This is a genomic window from Brevundimonas sp. UBA2503 (assembly GCF_002341485.1).
GTDB classification, from domain to species: domain Bacteria; phylum Pseudomonadota; class Alphaproteobacteria; order Caulobacterales; family Caulobacteraceae; genus Brevundimonas; species Brevundimonas halotolerans.
In genome coordinates this window covers 158936-175844 of sequence record NZ_DDOD01000025.1, presented here as the reverse complement: position 1 = coordinate 175844, position 16909 = coordinate 158936, and the positions used below count along the sequence as shown (strand labels likewise).

The following is a 16909-nucleotide window of genomic DNA, read 5'->3' as shown; positions in this document are numbered from 1 at the left end:
CACGACCCTTGGCCAGAGAATGACGCCGGGGATGGGTCCTGTCTTGGTGAAGCCTTCATGATCGGACTGGTGATCGTAACCCACGGCGGCCTGGCCTCGGAATTCCTCGCGGCCATGGAACACGTCGTCGGCCCCCAGCGCGGGGTCGCGGCCATCTGTATCGGCCCGGACGACGACATGGAGCGCCGCCGTCGCGACATCGTCGATGCTGCGGGTGCCGTGAACGACGGAGACGGCGTCATCCTGCTGACCGACATGTTCGGCGGCACGCCCTCCAATCTCGCCATTTCGGTCATGGAAGAAACCCGCGCCGAAGTGATCGCCGGTCTGAACCTGCCCATGCTGATCAAGCTGGCCAGCGTCCGCGCCCGTGAGCCGATGGAGGCCTGCGTCGCCCATGCACAGGATGCCGGCCGGAAATATATCTCGGTCGCCTCCTGGGTTCTGTCGGGGGAAAAATGAGCGGCGGCGATACCCTTCCGACCGCAGCGACGGTCGTCGACATCTGCAACTCCCGCGGCCTGCACGCCCGGGCCTCGGCCAAGTTCGTCAAACTGGCGTCCGAGTTCGAGGCCGACATCCGCGTGACCCGCGACGGCGTCACCGTGAATGCCCTTTCGATCATGGGCCTGCTGACGCTGGGCGCAGGCAATGGCTGCGGCCTGTCCATCGCGGCCGAGGGCCCCGATGCCGAGGCCGCCGTCGCCGCCCTCCGCGACCTCGTAGCCCGTCGCTTTGACGAGGATCAATAGGCCAGCGACACCGCTGACCCGCCAGCTGGGCCTGCCCGGTGCCATCGGCCTTGGCCTCGGCTCCATCCTCGGTACCGGCGTCTTCGTCAGCCTGGCGCTTGTCGCCGAGATCAGTGGGGCCCTGTTGCTGCCCGCCATTCTGCTGGCGGCGGTGCTGGCCCTGTTCAATGCCCTCGCCAGTGCCGAGCTGGCGGCCGCCCACCCTGTCAGCGGCGGCGCCTATGAATACGGCCACGTCTGGCTGACGCCTTCGCTGGGCTTTGTCGCCGGCTGGGTCTTCCTGCTGGCCAAGTCCGCCTCGGCGGCCACCGCGGCCCTGGGGGTCTCGGCCTACCTCCGCCACCTGACCGGAGGGGATGCCGACAGTCTGGCCGTGCCGCTGGCCGTCCTGACCGGCATCGGCGTCACGGCCCTCGTGGTGTCGGGCCTCCGGCGATCCAATGCGGTCAACATGGTCATCGTCTCCCTGACCGCGACGGCGCTGATTGCGCTGATCGGAGCCAGCCTTTTGCGCCCGGGCCAGCCCGCGATCGATATCCCGAGCCCCGGCGTCGGCATCGACTGGAGCCTCCTCGCCTCGGCCACGGCCCTGATGTTCGTCGCCTATACCGGCTATGGGCGGATCGCGACCCTGGCCGAAGAGGTCCGCGACCCCGCTCGGATCATTCCGTTGGCCATCCTGCTGACGCTGGCGATCTCGGCGGCGCTCTACATCGGCGTCGGCTGGGCGGTCGTTCAGGCCTCAGAGGCGGGCGTGGCGCTCGATGCCGCCGGGGGCGCCCCGCTCGAGGCCGTGGCCAAGGCGCTTGAGCGTCCCGGCCTGACAGCGCTGGTCGCGGTCGGTGCGCTGACCGCCATGCTGGGGGTGCTGCTCAATCTCGTCCTCGGCCTGTCGAGAATTGTGCTGGCCATGGGGCGGCGGGGCGACCTCCCCTCCCCCTTGGCCCATGTCGATGCGCGGGGCGTGCCCACCCCGGCCGTGCTGCTGGTCGGTGCGGGCATCACCGCCCTTGTCCTGATCGGCGATATCCGCCTCGCGTGGACCTTCAGCGCCTTCACCGTGCTGATCTATTACGCGATCAACAATCTGGCGGCCCTGCGCCTGTCGCGGGCGCAGAGGCTCTACCCACCGATCGTGCCGGCGCTGGGGCTGGGCGGGTGTGTTTTTCTGGCGTTTCAGGTGCCCTGGCCAGTCTGGGCCACGGGGCTGGCGCTGATCGCGGCCGCTCTGGCCCTCCGCGCCGTGCTCAGCCGCCCACGATTTCGCCGTATTCCTTGACGAAGCGCGACGGTGGCTCATCCAGCAAATCCAGCACCCGTTCCGAAGGACGGCACAGGGCGGCGCCCTTCGGCGTCACCACGATCGGGCGGTTGACCAGCGCCGGATCCTCAACCATGGCCGCCAGCAGGGCCTGATCACTGACGTTATCGGCGGTCAGGCCGCGCGCCTCGGCCGTGGTGCCCCGCACCCGCAGCAGGCCCTTCAGCCCCTCTCCGGTGCGAACGGCCAGATCGGTCAGTTGGTCAGGCGTCCAGCCGGTCTTCAGATACTCGACCACCTCCGGCTCGACACCCGAGGCCCCGACCATCTCCAGCACATTGCGCGAGGTGCCGCATTTGGGGTTGTGATAGACGGTGACGGTCATGGACGGGGCTCCTTCTGGACACGTTGGACGGCGCGGCCTGCCTCATACCAGCCGCGCGAGCGGTTCACGATAGCGACGACCGACAGCATCACCGGCACCTCGATCAGCACCCCGACCACGGTCGCCAGCGCCGCCCCCGAGCCGATCCCGAACAGGCCGATCGCGGCCGCCACCGCCAGCTCAAAGAAGTTGCTGGCCCCGATCAGGGCCGAGGGGCCCGCCACCGAATGTGCCTCGCCGGTCAGCCGGTTGAGGCCGTAGGCGAGGCCCGCATTCAGATAGACCTGGATCAGGATCGGCACGGCCAGCAGAGCGATGACCAGCGGCTGGGCCAGAAGCTGCTCGCCCTGAAATCCGAACAGCAGTACCAGGGTGATCAGCAGGGCCGCCAGCGACACGGGCTGGATGCGGGCCAGCGTGCGCTCATACAGGTCCTGCCCCCGGGCCAGCAGCAGCCGGCGGATGATCTGGGCCACCACCACCGGCGCCAGAATATAGAGCAGCACCGACAGCGTCAGGGTCGACCACGGCACTATGATCGCTGACAGCCCCAGCAGCAGGCCGACAATCGGGGCAAAGGCCACGATCATGATGGCGTCGTTCAGCGCCACCTGGGTCAGGGTGAAATGCGGCTCGCCCTTCGTCAGATGGCTCCAGACGAACACCATGGCCGTGCACGGCGCCGCCGCCAGCAGGATCAGCCCGGCGATGTAGCTGTCGACCTGATCCGCCGGCAGCCATTCGCGAAACAGGCCGCCGATGAACAGCCACGCCAGCAGGGCCATGGAGAACGGCTTGATCGCCCAGTTGATGAAAAGGGTCACGCCGATGCCGCGCCAGTGGCGGCTGACCTGGCCTAGGGCGGCGAAATCGATCCGCACCAGCATCGGCACGATCATCAGCCAGATCAGCACCGCGACCGGCAGGTTGATCGAGGCGACCTCCATCCCGCCCAGACCGGCGAACACGCCCGGCATCAGGGCGCCCAGCCCCACACCCACGACGATGCATAGGGCGACCCACAGGGTCAGATAGCGTTCGAAAATCGACATGCTCAGGACATCCCGGATCGGAGTTCGGGCGGACAGCAGGCCATCCGGGCCAGCACATCGCCCAGCGGCGCGCAGATCTCTGGCGCGCCGTCACAGCAGTCTTCCATCAGGAAAGCCAGCAGATCGCTCATCCGGCCATAGTCGGCGGCATAGATGATGGAGCGCCCGTCCCGCACCGAGGTCGCCAGCCCGGCACGGGTCAGGACGGCCAGGTTATTCGACAAGGTGCTGGGCGCCATGCCGACCGCCTCGCCCAGCCGCCCGGCGGCCAGCCCCCCGGGCCCCGCCTTGATCAGGACACGAAACAGCGCCAGCCGGCCCTCATGGGCAAGCGCGGACAGCGTCTCGACGGCGGCATTCGTTTCCATATTTCATGGATAATCGAATTGTTAGCTGCCGCCAAGTGAGCCGCATGCGGCCGATGTCACTGTCCGGAAGGGTGAAAAGCCTGGTGGAGCCGAGCGGAATCGAACCGCTGACCTCGTCATTGCGAACGACGCGCTCTACCAACTGAGCTACGGCCCCGATCATGGTCGGGCACAGGCGAGCGCGGGACATAGTCGGGCGGGGCTTGTGGTGTCAATGCCGTCTTGCGGGGATCACGCCCTGTCCGTTCCGGAGCACGACACCGTCGGCCTTGGCCGCAAGGCCCGGCTCAGGCTAGAAGCGGACCTCTGACGCAATTGCCGCTGCCAACAAGGATCGACATGGGCCCCGCCATCGCCGGCTTCATCTGTTTTCTGGTCGACTCGGTCTTCCTGCTGTTGTGGCTGGCGATCATCGTCTCGGCCGTCATGAGCTGGCTGTTCGCCTTCGACGTGATCAACTATCGCAACCGCTTCGTGGCCCAGCTGGCCCATTTTCTGGACAGCATCACCGCCCCGATCCTGGCACCCCTGCGCAGCATCATTCCGTCGCTGGGCGGCATCGACATCACCCCGATCATCGCCCTGCTGATCATCTCGGGCATCCGCTCCTACATCCTGCCAGCCAGCTGCGCGGCCCTGTATCAGCTGCTGGGCGGATTCTGATGCAGTCGGGTCACGCCCGGGTGCTTTCGCCGTCCGACCGGAACGCCTAAGGTGCCCGTCCCCCGGCGCTCCGGCGCCCTTGAATTTCGAAGGTCATGACCACGATCAGGACGGTCGCCATCATCGGCGCGGGACAGATGGGATCGGGTATCGCCCAGGCGGTGGCCACCGGCGGCTATGCGGTGCGCCTGTATGACGCCGACCTTTCGCGGCTGCCACTGGCGCATGGCACCATCGCCAACAGTCTGGCGCGCCGCGTCGAGCGTGAGAGCCTTGGCGCGGACGAGGCCCAGGCCATTCTGGGCCGGATCACCGACGCTGCCGATCTGGCCGCCGTCGGCACGGCGGATCTGGTGATTGAGGCGGCCGTCGAGGACGAAGCCGTCAAGACCGATATCTTGCAGGCGCTGACCCCGCATCTGGGGCCCGACACCCTGGTCGCGTCCAACACCTCGTCCATCTCGATCACGCGGCTGGCCTCGGCCACCGACCGGCCCGACCGCTTCATCGGCCTGCATTTCATGAAGCCGGCGCCCGCCATGCGGCTGGTCGAGATCATCCGCGGCATCGCCACCTCGCCCGCCACCTATGAGACCGCCGTCGCCTTTGCCCAGAGCCTCGGCAAGACCACGACCAATGCCGAAGATTTCCCGGCCTTCATCGTCAACCGCATTCTGGTGCCGATGGTCAATGAGGCGATCTTCACCCTCTATGAGGGGGTCGGCGACGTCGCCTCGATCGACAAGGCGCTGAAGCTGGGCGCCAACCATCCGATGGGGCCGCTGGAACTGGCGGACTTCATGGGTCTGGACGTCGTGCTGGCCATCATGAATGTGCTCTATGACGGGCTGGCCGACAGCAAATACCGGCCCTGTCCCCTGCTGGTGAAATATGTCGAGGCCGGCTGGCTGGGTCGCAAAACCGGGCGCGGCTTCTATGACTATTCCGGCGACGTTCCGGTGCCGACACGATGAAGGCCCGTTTCGAAACGCTTGAGGACCTGCCCGGCCAGCGTCAGGTGACCTGGCGCCGGTCCGGCGGCTGGATTGCGCTCGCCGCCTTGCTAGGCATTGCCTGGCCGCCCCTGATCATCACCTTCTTCGTCTGGCCGCCCCAGACCTGGCTGGATGGCCTCAGCACCGACTGGCGGATCCTGGTTCTGGCGGTCGGCATCTTCGCCGTGCCTCTGTGTCTGTGGCTGCTGAATCAGGAGCGGATCCGCACGGGTCGACCGGCCACCCGGCTCGGCATCGTCTGGCGCTTCATGTTCTACGGGGGTCTGCTGGCCGCCGCCCTGCAGGGGTTCAACGCCCTCGTGCTCTCCGGCATAGGCGCCGCCCGCTCGGCCGATATCGGCCAGGCCATGGGCTATGCCGAAACGGCCCTGCTGATCTTTGGCGTCGGCGGGGTGCCGCTGGCGATCCTGGTGGGCATCAGCTACGCCCTGTGGGCGGGCCTGTGCGCAGCCTTTCTGGCCTTCATGCCGCGCCCGGCGCCGGTTCGAGACCGGCTGGGCCTCAGCGGACGCGACACCTTTTAGGCCCCGCTGAACGACGTTACAGGAAATTTACTTTCCTTCGTCCGCACACGCTGCGACCTTCCCCGCCTGATATCGAGTGACCGTCGGGGGGGACATCACACCATGACATCCACAGACCTGCATACCGAACCGGCATCCGCGCGGCTCGCGCCCGTCGCGCCCAAGGACCGGATTTTCAATCTGGACATGCTGCGCGGCTGGGCGATCCTCGGCATTCTGGCGGTCAATGCCCTGGCATTTGCCTGGCCGCACATATTGATTGCACCTGTAGAAACGCCGCCGCCGGTCGACAGCACCATGGCGGATACGATCGGCGTGTGGGTGATCGACGTCTTTTTCGCCGACAAGATGCGCACCTTGTTCACCATGCTTTTCGGCGTGTCGATCTTCCTCGTCGGCGGTGAACGCAGTGATCTGGATCGTGGCGCTCTCCTCCGCCGACGTCTGGGATGGCTGGCCCTGATCGGTGCCCTGCACGGAGCGCTGCTCTGGTTTGGCGACATCCTTCTGCTTTACGCCGTCAGCGGTTTTCTCTTCCTGTTGTTCCGGTCATGGTCGGCCCGGCGCCTTTTGTGGGTCGGGGGCCTGATCACCCTTTTCTGGGCCCTGCTGGCTGTCGGCTTCTACTGGGCCATGGGCAACATCCCGCCCGAAATGGCCGCAGAGCTCGATGGGGCAATGTCCGCTCCGACACCCGAGATGATCCAGGCCATCGTCGATACCTATCGTTCGGGCGGCTTTGCCGGGTTCATGGCGAACCTGACGACCTGGGCGACCTTTGCCGCCTTCATGCTCATCATGATCCCAGTCACGGTTCCCTTGATGATGGTGGGCCTTGGGCTGTTCAAATCCGGCTTTCTGACCGGCCAGTCACCGATGTGGGTCTATCTGATGGTGCTCGTGACCGGGGGAGCCAATCTGGCAGTCTCGGCATACTGGGGCTGGCAGAAGGCGATGGCCCCCGATGGGATCGACCCCACCGGTGGCTGGGCCGCCGCGTCGACCGGCGCGGCGCCGCTCGTCACCCTCTTCTATGTCACCGTCCTGATCCTGCTGACGAAGTTCGGGTTCAGGGTCATCACCCAGGTGCTGGTGCCGGTCGGTCGCATGGCCTTCACCAACTACCTCAGCCAGACCCTGATCATGGTGACCCTCTATTACGCGGCCTGGGGGCCGTTGTGGTTCGGCACCCACAGCACCTCCCAGATGTGGATGGTGGTCGGTGCGGTCTGGCTGGCGCAACTGATCTGGTCGCCCCTGTGGTTGTCGGTGTTCCGTATGGGGCCGCTGGAATGGGCCTGGCGCTGTCTGACCTATGGCCGGATGGTCCGCATCTCGAAGGGCGGCGACTGAACCGAGGGTCGCATTGCGGGACGGGGGGGGATGGCGTAATCGCCCCCCATGAACACTGAAGCCCCCTCCGACGCCCCGACCGCTGAAGCCCCCCGCCCCGAAGCGAGGGGTCCGCGAGGCTTTCAGGACCGGCGCGGACCGGACCTGATCGCCGAACGCCGCATCGTCGAGCGGGTCTCGGCCGTCTATGAGCGCTGGGGCTTTGAACCGCTGGAAACCTCGGCCTTCGAATATGCCGATGCGCTCGGCAAATTCCTGCCCGATGCCGACCGTCCGAACGAGGGCGTCTTTGCCCTGCAGGACGACGACGACCAGTGGATGGCGCTGCGCTACGACCTGACGGCACCGCTGGCCCGCTATGCCGCCCAGAACTGGGAGACCCTGCCCAAGCCGTTCCGGCGCTATGCCTTCGGTCCCGTCTGGCGCAACGAAAAGCCGGGACCGGGGCGCTTTCGCGAATTCATCCAGTGCGACGCCGACACCGTCGGCTCTGACCGGCCCGAGGCGGATGCCGAAATCCTGGCGCTGGCCGTCGAGGGGCTGACGGCGGCCGGTCTTGATCGCGATCAGGCCCAGATCAAGGTCTCGAACCGCAAGCTGTTCGACGGCCTGTTCGGGGCGGGCGGCATCGACGATCCGGCCCAGCGCCTGACCGCCCTTCGCGCCATCGACAAATTCGACCGGCTGGGCTGGGAGGGCGTCTCGGCCCTGCTGGGCGAGGGCCGTCTGGATGAGTCCGGCGACTACACCAAGGGCGCCCAACTGCCGACCGCCGTCATCTCGACCGTCGAGCGCTTCCTCGCCTCGGCGGGTCGGGCAAACCTCAGCCGCGCCGATACGCTGTCCGCCGTGGCCGGGGCGGGCGATCTGGGCGCCGCCGGCGAGGAGGCTCTGAAGGAGCTGCAGGCCATCGACGCGGCGCTCGGCATTATGGGCGTCGACCAGACCGCCGTCCGGTTCGATCCCACGGTCGTGCGCGGGCTGGAGTATTACACTGGCGTGGTGTTCGAGGCCGAACTGTTGCTCCCGACCACGGATGAAAAGGGCCGGCCCGTGCGGTTCGGCTCGATCGGCGGCGGTGGCCGCTATGACGATCTCGTCGCGCGGTTTACCGGCCAGAGTGTGCCCGCGACCGGCTTTTCCTTCGGCGTCTCGCGGCTGGCGGCGGCCCTGCGCGCCAGTGGGCGTGATCCGGCGGGCGAGGCGCGCGGCCCGGTCGTGGTCATCGCCTTTTCCGACGCCGACATGGCCCACTATCTGGGCGCCGTCGCCGAGCTGCGGGCCGCCGGCATCGCCGCCGAACTCTACCTCGGCCGCGCGGGCATGAAGGCTCAGATGAAGTATGCCGACCGACGGGGCGCCCCGGTCGCCGTCATGCTGGGCGGCGACGAAATCGCCGCCGGTACGGTCACGCTCAAGGACCTCGACGCCGGTCGTCGCCTGTCGCAGGCCGTCTCCGATAATGCCGAATGGAAACAGGCGCGTCCGGGACAACAGACCCTGCCGCGCGACCAGATGGTGGCCGCGATCCGTGCGATTCTCGAAGGATCGTCAATAAGCGACTGATCCGGTCGCTGACTTATCGACGATCAGTCAAGAAAACGCCGGATTTCGCCTTCGGTTTGATTGACTTGTCGGGTCCGGATCGTATGAATGGGGCTCTCGAAGCGCGCGACGCGATGCGACGCGCAAACTTCGTAGGCGTTTCGGGGAGGAAACGTCCGCTCCTAGACGAGCGAAAGAAGCCCGCCGCGATGTATCCCCCGCGGCGGGCTTTTTCGTGCCCGACGCGCATCCTCGCCCGCTTGTCCTGCCCATGAAAAAGGGGCCGCCCTTTCGAACGGCCCCTCGTTCATTTCATCCTGACGCGGCCTACCAGAGGCGGACGCGTTCTTCCGGGGTCAGATAGTATTTCTGGCCGGGCTGGACGTCGAAGGCTTCATACCAGGCGTCCAGATTGCGGATCGGTCCCACCACCCGGAACTCGGCGGGCGAGTGCGGGCCCGTGGCGATCTGGTTCCGCAGGGCCTCGTCGCGGTATTTGGTGTTCCAGACCTGGGCCCAGCCGAGGAAGACGCGCTGGGTGCCCGTCGTGCCGTCCAGAACGGGCGATTCCGCGCCGTCCAGCGAGGCCAGATAGCCTTCCAGCCCGAGCGTGACACCGGCCAGATCGCCGATGTTCTCGCCCATGCTCAACGCCGGACGGATCGGATAGCCCGGCAGGGGCTCATAGGTCGCATACTGGCTGCCCAGCATGTCGGCCCGAACCTCGAAGCGGGCCGCATCCTCGGACGTCCACCAGTCGCGCAGCACGCCGTCGCCGTCGGACTTGCGGCCCTGGTCGTCGAAGCCGTGACCGATCTCGTGCCCGATCACGCCGCCGATGGCGCCATAGTTGACCGCCGGATCCGCCGTCGGATCGAAGAAGGGCGGCTGCAGGATGGCGGCCGGGAAGACGATCTCGTTCTTGGTCGAGTTGTAGTAGGCATTGACCGTCTGAGGGGTCATGCCCCACTCGTCGCGATCGACCGGACCGTCCATGCGGCCCAGCTGGTACTGCCAGCGGAACACGCCGGCCCGTTCGACATTGCCGACCAGATCATCGGCCCGTACCTCAAGCGCGGAATAGTCGCGCCACTTGTCCGGATAGCCGATCTTCACCGTGAAGTTGTCGAGCTTGTAGAGGGCCTGCTCCTTGGTCTCGGCGCCCATCCAGTCCAGCTGGCGGATGCGGGCGGCCAGCGCCACGCGCAGATTGGCCACCAGCTCTTCCATCATCGCCTTGGATTCGGCGGGGAAGTATTCGGCGACGTACAGGCGACCGAAGGCCTCTCCCATCACCCCTTCGGCGAAGCTGACGGCGCGCTTGTCGCGGGCCCGCTGTTCCGGCTGGCCCGACAGGTCGCGGCCGCGGAACTCCCACTGGGCGTCCGAGAAGCGCTGCGACATATAGGGGGCCATGTCGTCGGCGGTGTGGAAGGCCTGCCAGGCCTGCAGCAGCGGCAGCGGCGTCTCGGCATAGATGGCGGCGATCTTGGGCAGGGCGGTGTCCTGACGCACGACGATCGTCTCGATGCCGCCCAGGCTCATGGCGTCCAGATAGGCCGACCAGTTGAAGCCCGGCGCCTGTTCCGCCAGCTCGGCCGGGGTGAAGGGGTTGTAGGTCTCGTCGCGGTTGCGGTTCTCTTCCGGGGTCCAGTGGGCCTCGGCGATCCGGGTTTCCAGCGCCACGATCTCGGCCGCGGTTTCTGCCGGATTGTCCCAGCCGATCATGGTCAGCATGCGCTCGACATAGGCCAGATACAGGGCCTTCTTGTCGGCCAGACGCTCTTCCAGATAATAGCCGCGGTTCGGCAGGCCGAGGCCGCCCTGGCTGGCATAGGTGATGTAACGGTCGGGGTTGCGGGCATCGTCACCGATCCCGACACCAAAGAAGGACGAGCCGAAGCGGCCCTGGGTGCCGCCCATATAGACCGCCATGGCGTCGTGGCTGTCGATGGCGCGGATGTCGGCCAGATAGGGCTGCAGAGGCTGGTCATCCAGCGCCTCGATGCGGTCGGTGTCCATATAGGCGCGGTACAGATCGGCGATCTTCAGCTCATCAGAGCCCGCAGCCAGATCGGTGCTGGCCGTCAGTTCATCGATCATCACCTTCAGGCGGTTGTCCGACAGCTCGCGCAGGATGGCGAACGACCCGTACGAGGTCCGGTCCGACGGAATGACCAGCCGGTCGAAGGCGAGGCCATTGGCATAGCGGAAGAAGTCATCGCCCGGCGCCACCGACAGGTCGCGACCGGCCAGATCAAAGCCCCAGGTCCCGAACTTCGGCGCCTCGGTGCCTTGCCAGCCCGAACCGGCCGGATCCTGGTCGGCGGTCGGGAACAGCGAGAAGACGGTGCAGGACTCGTTCAGGCACTCGTGCGCATGACCGTCGTCAAAGGTGTGCATCTGCTGGGCGAAGGTCGCCGTGGCGGGCAGCATCAGGGCGCCGACAGCGGCACCGATCAGAAGGCGTTTCATTCTTGAACCTCTCGTGGATTGACGCAGCAGGGCCACGCCCGGAAATTTCCAGTTCCGGACCCTAGTCCGCTGTGGCCCGGATTCTCCTTAAAAAAAATTCATGATCGGTAGCAGAGATCGGAAACTACGGTTGTTCCGCCGTACCGCACTGCAGTATGCACAGGCATGGCTTCACCCCACGGCGACGGCTCGGAATACAAGGACCTGCTGGTCTTTCTGGCGGCGGCCGGTGTGGTCGTGCCCCTGTTCAACCGGATCAAGATCAGCCCGGTGCTGGGCTTTCTGGCCGCCGGCGTACTGCTGGGACCCGACGGGCTGGGCCGGTTCGCCAATGACGCGCCCTGGTTGGCCTGGCTGGGCTGGCTGACGCTCGAGGATCGCGACCAGATCGCCCAGCTGTCCGAACTGGGCGTCGCCTTCCTGCTGTTCATGATCGGGCTGGAGCTGTCGTGGGAACGGCTCAAGTCCATGCGGCGGCTGGTGTTCGGCCTGGGGCTCAGCCAGATCGCGCTGGCCACTGCCGTGATCGCCGCCGGCTTCATGCTGACCGGCCAGACCTTCGTCTCGGCCATGGTGCTGGGCATGGGTCTCGCCCTGTCCTCGACCGCCGTGGTCATGCCGGTGCTGGCCGAGCGCAAGCGGCTGCACGGCGCCGCCGGGCGCGCCACCTTCTCCATCCTGCTGGCCCAGGACATGGCGGTGGCGCCGATCCTGATCACCGTCACCGTCCTCGCCACCCTCGCCCAGAGCGGCGGCGACCTGAACCCGGCCGTGCTGGGCGCCGCCCTGCTGACCCTCGCCCCTGCGGCCATCGGACTGGCGGCCCTGATCCTGCTGGGGCGGCTGGTGCTGCGCCCCATGTTCCGCTCGGTCGCCAAGGCCCGCGCCCGCGGTCAGGGGCAGGAGATGTTCGTCGCCGCCAGCCTGCTGGTCGTGGTGGCTGCCGGCCTCGGCGCCCAGGCGGTCGGCCTGTCCATGAGTCTCGGCGCCCTCGTCGCGGGCGTCCTGCTGGCCGAGACCGAGTTCCGGCGCGAGGTCGAAATCTCGATCGATCCGTTCAAGGGCCTGCTGCTGGGCGTCTTCTTCATCGGCGTCGGCAGCGGCCTTGATCTGGATGCGGTGGCCGCCGACCCGTGGGGGGTCGTGGCGCTGGCCATCGCCATCACCGTCGCCAAGATCGGCGTCATCTTCACTCTCGCGCGTCGCTGGGGCCTCGGCCCTCTGGCCGCGCTCGAGACCGCTCTGGTGCTGGGGCCCGCCGGCGAGTTCGCCTTCGTCATCCTGACCGCCGGCATGGTCGAGGGTGTCGCCCCGCCGGGCATCACCCAGTCGGTCCTGCTGTCGGCGACGATCAGCCTGTTCAGCATCCCCTTCCTCGCCCTGCTGGGTCAGAAGCTGGCCACCCGCCGCATAGAGACCCAGGTCGATCTGCCGGCCGCCGCCCTTCAGCCCCCCGACTCCAGCGGTCAGGTCCTTCTGGTTGGCTATGGACGGGTCGGACGCCTGATCGGAGAGATGCTGACCGAGCACAACCAGACCTTCGTCGCCCTCGATACCGAGCCGGGGATCGTCGCCGGCGCCCGGCGCGAGGGGCTGAATGTCCACTACGGAGACGCCGGTCGCCGCGAGATGCTGGAGCTGTGCAACATCGCCACCGCCCGGGCGCTGGTCGTGACCATGGACGCCCCCGGCAAGGTGGATGAGGTGGTCCAGGCGGCCCGGGCCCTGCGCAAGGACCTGATCATCATCGCCCGCGCCCGCGACGACCGCCACGCGGTGCGCCTCTACAGCTATGGCGTCACCGACGCGGTCCCCGAAACCACCGAGGCCAGTCTGCAGCTGGCCGAGAACACCCTGGTTGACCTCGGCGTGCCCATGGGGCTGGTGCTGGCCTCGATCCATGAGCGGCGCGACCGCTACCGCGATCTGTTCCAGGCCGCCCAGCCCGGAACCTCCGCGCGACCCAACCGGGCCCTGCGCCGTCATGTGTCGGCTGCGACCACCGGCCGCACCGATCCAGAGCCTGAGGGCGAGGGTTAAGCCCGGCCGTTCGCATTTTGGTCATGGTTCGGTGTTGAAAGCGCCGTTTCCGCCCTCCCCGGCGACAGCAACCCTCTGCCCCCAACGGTCGTTCCGGTCAGGAGCCTGATCCGGCCTGACCGCCAAAGCCCCTGTGAGTGCCCCCCTTTCATGCGTGATATTGTTCTGAACCCGCCCGTCGATGCCCCCGAAGCCCAAGGCTCGGACACGGGCGCCCGCCCGCTGAACCGCCGCCAGGTGGCCAAGCAGCGCACGCGCGGCAAGGTCATCGAGGCCGCCCGCAATCTGTTCGCCCAGCGCGGCTATGACGCCGCCACCATCCGCGACATCGCCCGCGAGGCCGGCATGTCGACCGGCGCCGTCTTCGCCAACTTCCATGACAAGTCGGAACTGTTCGACACCGTGCTGGCCGAGGATCTGGCCCGTCTGGCCGAGGCCCTGACGCGCGGCATCAAGACCGGCACCGACCTCAAGTCGCGCCTGCTCGGCGGCTTTGTCGCCGGCTATGAGGCGACGCTGGACCAGCTTCCCCTCGTCCAGGCCGTCGTCGCCCGCGCCTGGCACCAGCCGCTGCAGGACGCCCGGAAGGGCCGCGAACTGATCGCCCCAGTCATCGAAGGCCTCGAAAGCCTCGTCGCCGACGCCATCAAGGCGGGTGAACTCAAGCCCACCACGGACGCCGCCCTGGTCACCGAACTGGTCTGGGTCGCCTACCTCTCGAACTATCGCCGCGCCGCCTACGACAGCTGGACGATCGACACCCTCAAGTCGCACCTCGAGCAGCAGATCGACATCATCCTGTCCGGCCAGCGCGCCCGCTAACCGGACCGTCCCCCCGGCGATCCCCCGGAAAGGCCGCGACCCTCGTCGCGGCCTTTTCGCTGCGCGGGTTCGGCGCGCAGAGATGGCGGCTGGTGAGGGTCGGCCAACGCCGGTCTATGAACGTCAAGCCCGCGTACGGGACGACGGAAAGATCGTGGACCCCTCTGGAGTCATTAGGCGTGTCCGACTGACCCTGCATTCGGGAACCGCCTGATGAATTTTCGGCAGGGCAGAGGCGGCATTCTCAGGTATCACGGGTCGACATCAGACTGGAGGCACCAATGAGCCGTCCCAAAAAATCACTGTCGCCGGGTTTCAAACTGTTCATCGCGTTCTGCATCATAGGCACGCTCGCGGTCTCCGGCTTCGTTGTGTTCGGCGATCAACCTGGCCTTCGCCCCGCTGCCCCTATGGATGGCGACGACGTCCCGTCCACGGCAAGGGACGCCCCGACTCCGCGCGTCGGCGACAACCTTGGCAAAAAGCGCAGTGGCGGCTGACGCCACTCGGCGGGCGCGGAGGCCGTGCCCGACGGGACCTTCGGGCTGGAAGGCCAACCCTTCAACTCTTCCACCTCAGGGTTTCGGGCTTGACCGGATTAACAAACGCCCGCCCCTCGGCGCGGCTGCTGGCCCATTCGCGTTTTAGCTGCTGGTACCATTTGGCCTGACGGTCGGCGTCGTCGATCCACAGCATGGCGGGGTCGAAGGCGAGGCCCATGTTCTGCAGGTTCACCATGCCGCCGTCCTGTTTCAGGAAGGCGCGCACCCCTTGCCGCATGATCGGCCGGGCCAGGGCAAAGATCCAGTGGTCCGACCAGAACAGCTGGGTGATGCGGGTGCGGTCGGCCGTCTCGGGCGTCAGGCACGTCAGGCCCAGCACCTGTTTGTCGCCCACCTGGATGTGCTCCCAGCGATAGCCGGGCAGGCGGAAGGTGATCTCGGTCTCGGGCGTACCGCCCAGCAGCTTGTAAGCGCGGCTGTTGGATGAGGGGCGGTGGCGGACCATGGCAAAGCCCTGCTCGCGCGGTTCGAACGCCTTTTGCTTGTCGTGCATGGAGTGGCGCGAGCGCCACCACCATTGCTGATGGACATAGGGGCCGTGGGCCGGGTCCATCAGGCCGACCACCGCATGGTCGATATGGCTGTCGAAGACCATGGCCTCGACCAGACGCGGGGCGGGGCCGTCGGCGCCCGGAAAGGTCGGCGGCGGATGGTCAGGCTCGGCCGGGCGGCGCGGGTCGGAGGCGATCCAGACGAACACCATCCCCTGGCCTTCCGCGACCGGATAGGCGCGCACGCGGATGCGGTCGACCTCGAACTCGGCGTCGTCGGTCAGGGACGGGATGGCCGCGCACTGGCCGTTCAGCCGGAACCGCCAGCCGTGATAGGGGCATTCGATCGTCTCGCCCTCGCCCGCATGCTCGACCTGTCGGCCGGCCGACAGGGGGGCGGCCCGGTGGGGGCAGATGTCGCGCAGGGCATAGAGCTGACCCAAGCGGGTGCGGCCCAGCAGGACCGGCTCGTCCTGCAGCATATAGCGGGCCTGGCGGCCGGGCTTGAGCGCCGCGGCGGTCTCGACGAAATACCAGGTGTCCTTCAGAAAACCGCGTCCGAACGGCAAGGGGGCTGCCCTGGTGCGGGTCTCTGTCGGGGAGGGGGTCTCAACGGCCGTCATGTCGGCTAGTGTTAGGACCAGAGCCGCCGCAACGCCAGTTGGATATCCCGCATGAAAAGCCTTCTCCTCGCCGCCGCCCTTGTCATGATGCCGCTCGCGGCCTGTGCCCAGACGCCGGCGGCCGCGCCGGCCGACCATGGCCATGTCCATGCCGATTTCGAGTCGGGCCGCTTTCACGTGCGGGTCGAGGGCGAGGGGCGCGACATCATCCTGATCCCCGGCCTGACCTCGCATCCCGACATCTGGGAGCCGCTGGTCGCGCGGCTTGAGGGCGACTGGCGCGTCCATATGATCCATATTCAGGGCTTCGCCGGGGCTCCGGCCATGGACAACATCGACGGCCCCGTCTCGGCCCCCGTCGCCGAGGACATCGCCCGCTACATCCGCGAACAAGGCCTCGAAGACGCTGTAGTTGTTGGCCATTCCATGGGCGGCACCATTGCCATGATGCTGGCCTCCCGCCACCCCGACCTCGTCGACCGCCTCGTCGTCATCGACATGATCCCCTTCATGGGCAACATCTTCGGCGGCGCCGCCGCCACCCCCGCCTCCGTCACCCCGATCGCCGACCAGATCGGCGCGGGCATGGCGGCCTCGACCCCCGAGCAATGGCGGGCCTCGGCCACGGCCAGCATCACCGGCATGGTCCAGACCGAGAGCCTGCGCGCCGGGCCGATCGAGCACAGCGTCACCAGCGATCCCGACGTTGCCGGGCGGGCCATGCGCGAGCTGATCGTCACCGACCTGCGCCCCGAACTGGCGGCGATCACGGCCCCGACCGAGGTGATCTATGTCACCTTCAACAACCCCGGAATGACAGCCGAGATCACAGACGGGATCTATGCGGCCTCGTTCGCCAATCTGGAGGGCGTGGTCCTGACCCGCATCGACGACAGCGCCCACTTCATCATGCAGGATCAACCAGATGCGCTGGCCGCGGCGATTAACGACTTTCTCGACTGATCGTCGCCATTGT

The 16909-nt window shown here is 67.1% G+C and carries 17 protein-coding genes and 1 tRNA gene; 12 read left to right on the top strand and 6 right to left on the bottom strand.

All coding sequences use genetic code 11. The features are described 5' to 3' along the window. Window positions 1-57: 57 nt before the first annotated feature. The 3 genes from B4K74_RS12320 to B4K74_RS12310 are packed head-to-tail and all read left to right on the top strand — an operon-like array spanning window position 58 to window position 2031. Window positions 58-462: a PTS sugar transporter subunit IIA gene (locus B4K74_RS12320; RefSeq protein WP_123285989.1), complete on the top strand. Its 405-nt coding sequence runs from the start codon at window positions 58-60 to the stop codon at window positions 460-462. Further along, window positions 459-752 carry an HPr family phosphocarrier protein gene (locus B4K74_RS12315; RefSeq protein WP_123286030.1) on the top strand — a complete coding sequence of 98 codons (294 nt, stop codon included), beginning with the start codon at window positions 459-461 and terminating at the stop codon, window positions 750-752. Before B4K74_RS12320 ends, B4K74_RS12315 begins: the two co-directional genes overlap by 4 nt. Next, complete coding sequence (locus B4K74_RS12310; RefSeq protein WP_286693184.1) at window positions 736-2031, top strand: APC family permease; 1296 nt, start codon at window positions 736-738, stop codon at window positions 2029-2031. Before B4K74_RS12315 ends, B4K74_RS12310 begins: the two co-directional genes overlap by 17 nt. On the opposite strand, the gene arsC is transcribed toward B4K74_RS12310, so the two are convergent. The 4 genes from arsC to B4K74_RS12290 all read right to left on the bottom strand — a co-directional run bounded on the left by arsC (window position 2000) and on the right by B4K74_RS12290 (window position 3975). Next, window positions 2000-2398, bottom strand: coding sequence for an arsenate reductase (glutaredoxin) (arsC, locus tag B4K74_RS12305; protein ID WP_286693183.1), 399 nt, complete (start codon window positions 2396-2398; stop codon window positions 2000-2002). The two genes, B4K74_RS12310 and arsC, sit on opposite strands and share 32 nt — an antisense overlap. Beyond that, window positions 2395-3450, bottom strand: coding sequence for an ACR3 family arsenite efflux transporter (arsB, locus tag B4K74_RS12300; RefSeq protein WP_286693182.1), 1056 nt, complete (start codon window positions 3448-3450; stop codon window positions 2395-2397). Before arsB ends, arsC begins: the two co-directional genes overlap by 4 nt. A gap of 2 nt (window positions 3451-3452) precedes the next feature. Continuing rightward, window positions 3453-3818, bottom strand: coding sequence for an ArsR/SmtB family transcription factor (locus B4K74_RS12295; RefSeq protein WP_286693181.1), 366 nt, complete (start codon window positions 3816-3818; stop codon window positions 3453-3455). A gap of 81 nt (window positions 3819-3899) precedes the next feature. Next, window positions 3900-3975, bottom strand: a tRNA-Ala gene (locus tag B4K74_RS12290). Between the two features lie 182 nt (window positions 3976-4157). Between B4K74_RS12290 and B4K74_RS12285 the strand changes: the two genes are divergently transcribed. The 5 genes from B4K74_RS12285 to hisS all read left to right on the top strand — a co-directional run bounded on the left by B4K74_RS12285 (window position 4158) and on the right by hisS (window position 8940). Next, complete coding sequence (locus B4K74_RS12285) at window positions 4158-4481, top strand: YggT family protein (RefSeq protein ID WP_164461764.1); 324 nt, start codon at window positions 4158-4160, stop codon at window positions 4479-4481. Window positions 4482-4576: 95 nt separating this feature from the next. Then, entirely contained in the window at window positions 4577-5455 is an 879-nt protein-coding gene (locus tag B4K74_RS12280; protein ID WP_123285994.1) for a 3-hydroxybutyryl-CoA dehydrogenase, read from the top strand. Then, window positions 5452-6021, top strand: coding sequence for a phthalate transporter (locus B4K74_RS12275; protein ID WP_123285995.1), 570 nt, complete (start codon window positions 5452-5454; stop codon window positions 6019-6021). Before B4K74_RS12280 ends, B4K74_RS12275 begins: the two co-directional genes overlap by 4 nt. Window positions 6022-6123: 102 nt before the next feature. Next, complete coding sequence (locus B4K74_RS12270) at window positions 6124-7374, top strand: DUF418 domain-containing protein (RefSeq protein WP_286693180.1); 1251 nt, start codon at window positions 6124-6126, stop codon at window positions 7372-7374. Between the two features lie 48 nt (window positions 7375-7422). Continuing rightward, a complete protein-coding gene (gene hisS / locus B4K74_RS12265) occupies window positions 7423-8940 on the top strand; it encodes a histidine--tRNA ligase (protein WP_286693179.1) in 1518 nt (505 codons plus the stop codon). Window positions 8941-9246: 306 nt separating this feature from the next. Here hisS and B4K74_RS12260 read toward each other — a convergent pair whose 3' ends face one another. Further along, a complete protein-coding gene (locus B4K74_RS12260; protein WP_286693178.1) occupies window positions 9247-11394 on the bottom strand; it encodes a M13 family metallopeptidase in 2148 nt (715 codons plus the stop codon). 165 nt (window positions 11395-11559) lie between these two features. On the opposite strand from B4K74_RS12260, the gene B4K74_RS12255 reads away from it, so the two are divergent. The 3 genes from B4K74_RS12255 to B4K74_RS12245 all read left to right on the top strand — a co-directional run bounded on the left by B4K74_RS12255 (window position 11560) and on the right by B4K74_RS12245 (window position 14756). Then, window positions 11560-13434 carry a cation:proton antiporter gene (locus B4K74_RS12255; RefSeq protein ID WP_123285999.1) on the top strand — a complete coding sequence of 625 codons (1875 nt, stop codon included), beginning with the start codon at window positions 11560-11562 and terminating at the stop codon, window positions 13432-13434. A 150-nt stretch (window positions 13435-13584) separates the two neighbouring features. Continuing rightward, window positions 13585-14256: a TetR/AcrR family transcriptional regulator gene (locus B4K74_RS12250; RefSeq protein ID WP_286693177.1), complete on the top strand. Its 672-nt coding sequence runs from the start codon at window positions 13585-13587 to the stop codon at window positions 14254-14256. Between the two features lie 281 nt (window positions 14257-14537). Continuing rightward, the gene (locus B4K74_RS12245; RefSeq protein ID WP_286693176.1) at window positions 14538-14756 is read left to right on the top strand and encodes a hypothetical protein; all 219 of its coding nucleotides are present in this window, start codon (window positions 14538-14540) and stop codon (window positions 14754-14756) included. Window positions 14757-14817: 61 nt separating this feature from the next. Here B4K74_RS12245 and B4K74_RS12240 read toward each other — a convergent pair whose 3' ends face one another. Next, window positions 14818-15933: an aromatic ring-hydroxylating oxygenase subunit alpha gene (locus tag B4K74_RS12240; RefSeq protein WP_286693175.1), complete on the bottom strand. Its 1116-nt coding sequence runs from the start codon at window positions 15931-15933 to the stop codon at window positions 14818-14820. 51 nt (window positions 15934-15984) lie between these two features. Between B4K74_RS12240 and B4K74_RS12235 the strand changes: the two genes are divergently transcribed. Then, window positions 15985-16896 (top strand): alpha/beta fold hydrolase, encoded by a 912-nt coding sequence (locus B4K74_RS12235; RefSeq protein ID WP_286693174.1) that lies wholly within the window; start codon window positions 15985-15987, stop codon window positions 16894-16896. The last annotated feature ends 13 nt before the right edge of the window (window positions 16897-16909 follow it).

What these genes read in the sequence shown, in the direction of transcription:
- B4K74_RS12320 (WP_123285989.1), top strand. Translation starts at nt 58, where the DNA reads ATGATCGGACTGGTGATCGTAACCCACGGCGGCCTGGCCTCGGAATTC.
- B4K74_RS12315 (WP_123286030.1), top strand. Translation starts at nt 459, where the DNA reads ATGAGCGGCGGCGATACCCTTCCGACCGCAGCGACGGTCGTCGACATC.
- arsC (WP_286693183.1), bottom strand. Translation starts at nt 2,398, where the DNA reads ATGACCGTCACCGTCTATCACAACCCCAAATGCGGCACCTCGCGCAAT.
- arsB (WP_286693182.1), bottom strand. Translation starts at nt 3,450, where the DNA reads ATGTCGATTTTCGAACGCTATCTGACCCTGTGGGTCGCCCTATGCATC.
- B4K74_RS12295 (WP_286693181.1), bottom strand. Translation starts at nt 3,818, where the DNA reads ATGGAAACGAATGCCGCCGTCGAGACGCTGTCCGCGCTTGCCCATGAG.
- B4K74_RS12285 (WP_164461764.1), top strand. Translation starts at nt 4,158, where the DNA reads ATGGGCCCCGCCATCGCCGGCTTCATCTGTTTTCTGGTCGACTCGGTC.
- B4K74_RS12280 (WP_123285994.1), top strand. Translation starts at nt 4,577, where the DNA reads ATGACCACGATCAGGACGGTCGCCATCATCGGCGCGGGACAGATGGGA.
- B4K74_RS12275 (WP_123285995.1), top strand. Translation starts at nt 5,452, where the DNA reads ATGAAGGCCCGTTTCGAAACGCTTGAGGACCTGCCCGGCCAGCGTCAG.
- B4K74_RS12270 (WP_286693180.1), top strand. Translation starts at nt 6,124, where the DNA reads ATGACATCCACAGACCTGCATACCGAACCGGCATCCGCGCGGCTCGCG.
- hisS (WP_286693179.1), top strand. Translation starts at nt 7,423, where the DNA reads ATGAACACTGAAGCCCCCTCCGACGCCCCGACCGCTGAAGCCCCCCGC.
- B4K74_RS12260 (WP_286693178.1), bottom strand. Translation starts at nt 11,394, where the DNA reads ATGAAACGCCTTCTGATCGGTGCCGCTGTCGGCGCCCTGATGCTGCCC.
- B4K74_RS12255 (WP_123285999.1), top strand. Translation starts at nt 11,560, where the DNA reads ATGGCTTCACCCCACGGCGACGGCTCGGAATACAAGGACCTGCTGGTC.
- B4K74_RS12250 (WP_286693177.1), top strand. Translation starts at nt 13,585, where the DNA reads ATGCGTGATATTGTTCTGAACCCGCCCGTCGATGCCCCCGAAGCCCAA.
- B4K74_RS12245 (WP_286693176.1), top strand. Translation starts at nt 14,538, where the DNA reads ATGAGCCGTCCCAAAAAATCACTGTCGCCGGGTTTCAAACTGTTCATC.
- B4K74_RS12240 (WP_286693175.1), bottom strand. Translation starts at nt 15,933, where the DNA reads ATGACGGCCGTTGAGACCCCCTCCCCGACAGAGACCCGCACCAGGGCA.
- B4K74_RS12235 (WP_286693174.1), top strand. Translation starts at nt 15,985, where the DNA reads ATGAAAAGCCTTCTCCTCGCCGCCGCCCTTGTCATGATGCCGCTCGCG.